The organism is Nonomuraea sp. NPDC049784, from assembly GCF_040659615.1.
Classification (GTDB): Bacteria; Actinomycetota; Actinomycetes; order Streptosporangiales; family Streptosporangiaceae; genus Nonomuraea.
The window spans coordinates 1-1,670 of the sequence record NZ_JBFAMX010001151.1; the positions used below are offsets into that span (position 1 = coordinate 1).

Here is a 1,670-nt window from a genome sequence, read left to right on the forward strand (position 1 = left end):
GCCGTACAGGTCGACGAGGAGGCCGCCGAGCAGCGGGCCGGCGGCGAGCGCGCTGCCGGTGATGGCGGCCCACAGGCCGGTGGCGCGGGCGCGGGCGGCCGGGTCGGGGAAGAGCTGGGCGAGCAGGCCGAGCGAGCCGCCTGTGCACAGCGCCCCCGCCACGCCGAGCAGGGCGCGCAACCCGATCAGCACGCCCAGGTGCGGCGCCGCGGCGCTCAGCAGCGAGATCACGCCGAACGCCGCCACGCCGGCCTTGAAGATCCGGGCCGCGCCGTACCGGTCGGCCACCGCTCCCCCGATGAGCAGCGAGGCGGCGAAGGCGACGGTGTACGCGTTCACCGCCCACTGCTGCCCGGCCAGCGAGCCACCCAGTGAGGCCCGCAGGTCGGGCAGCGCGATCGTCAGCACGGTCGTGTCGAGGATCACGAGGAAGTAGGCGAGGGAGAATCCGAACATCATGCGCCTCAGCCTGCTGAAACGCCCCGTCCGCGCTCAACAGGCATGATCTGAGGGGGCGTTAGGGAAAACCGTATGCTGACATCTATGGATTTGCGCCAGTTGCGGGGGTTCGTCGCGGTGGCCGGAGCGGGCACCGTCACCGGGGCGGCGAACAGCCTCGGCCTCGCCCCCGCGTCCGTGTCGGAGCAGGTGCGCAGGCTGGAGCGGAGCCTCGGGGTCTCCCTGTTCGAGCGCACGCCCCAGGGCATGCGCCTGACCGAGCAGGGCGCCAGGCTGCTGGCGCGGGCGCAGGGGCTGCTCGACCACGCCGACGAGGTGCGCCGCGCCGTCACCGGGCAGCGCCGCCGGGTGCGGATCGGCGCGCTGGAGATGCTGGCCGCGGCCCGGCTGCCCACCGTGATCCGCCGTCTGTCGGAACGCCGCCCCGACCTGGACGTGGACGTGTACTCGCTCACCCGGCAGCCGCTGCTGGCCGCGGTGGCCGGCGGCGAGCTGGACGCGGCGCTGCTGCTGGACACGGGCCTGCGGATCGGCGGGCTCGGCTTCACCGTGCCCGAGGACACGGGCTCGGGCGCCACCGCCGGGCCGAGATCCAGGCCCAGCCCGGCGCCCGACCTGGACTTCCTGGATGTGGGCGAGGTCAGGCTGTTGCTGGTCGCGGCGCCGGACGGCGACCGGGAGCCGCTGCTGGTCAGCGCCGACGGCTGCTCGATCCGGCTGGCGGCCGACCGGGCGTTCGGCTCGGAGGTGCCGCGCAGGGAGCTGACCAGCATCGCGACCGCTCGCGAGTGGGCCAAGCAGGGGCTCGGCAGCGCCCTGCTGCCGGACTTCGTGCTGGAGCCCGACCTGGCCTCCGGCGCGCTGGTGCCACTCGACTTCGACGCGCCGGCGCTGGCGTTGCGGCTGGTCTGGCTACGCGGCCGCGAGCCCGCCCTGCGTGACGTCCTCTACGCCATGAGCGCCTGACGTGCCTACGGGCGCTTGAGGTGGTAGACCACGTGACGGAAGAGAGGGCTGTCCGGGCTGAGCCGCGTGTGGTTGAAGTCGGCCAGGTGGGTCATCCCGAGCCGCTTCATCACGGCCTGGGACCGGGTGTTCCGCTCGGCCGTCATGGAGATGATCTCGTCCAGCCCGGCCTCGTCGAACGCGTACCTGACGGCCTCCCTGGCCGCCTCGGTGGCGCACCCCGGCTGTAACCGCAGCGTTGCCTG

3 protein-coding genes are annotated in these 1,670 nt (G+C 73.8%); 1 reads left to right on the top strand and 2 read right to left on the bottom strand.

What is annotated here, in order from left to right; translation table 11 throughout:
* A partial coding sequence (locus AB0J09_RS64215) for an MFS transporter (protein WP_360714259.1) occupies positions 1-459 on the bottom strand: 459 nt, incomplete at its 3' end.
* Between the two features lie 84 nt (positions 460-543).
* Here AB0J09_RS64215 and AB0J09_RS64220 point away from each other — a divergent pair.
* Positions 544-1,425, top strand: coding sequence for a LysR family transcriptional regulator (locus AB0J09_RS64220; protein ID WP_360714260.1), 882 nt, complete (start codon positions 544-546; stop codon positions 1,423-1,425).
* A gap of 5 nt (positions 1,426-1,430) precedes the next feature.
* Here AB0J09_RS64220 and AB0J09_RS64225 read toward each other — a convergent pair.
* Positions 1,431-1,670 (bottom strand): GNAT family N-acetyltransferase (locus tag AB0J09_RS64225; protein WP_360714262.1); only part of this gene is annotated, 240 nt, incomplete at its 5' end.

Coding starts and splice junctions, on each gene's coding strand:
- AB0J09_RS64220 (WP_360714260.1), top strand. CDS start 544: ATGGATTTGCGCCAGTTGCGGGGGTTCGTCGCGGTGGCCGGAGCGGGC.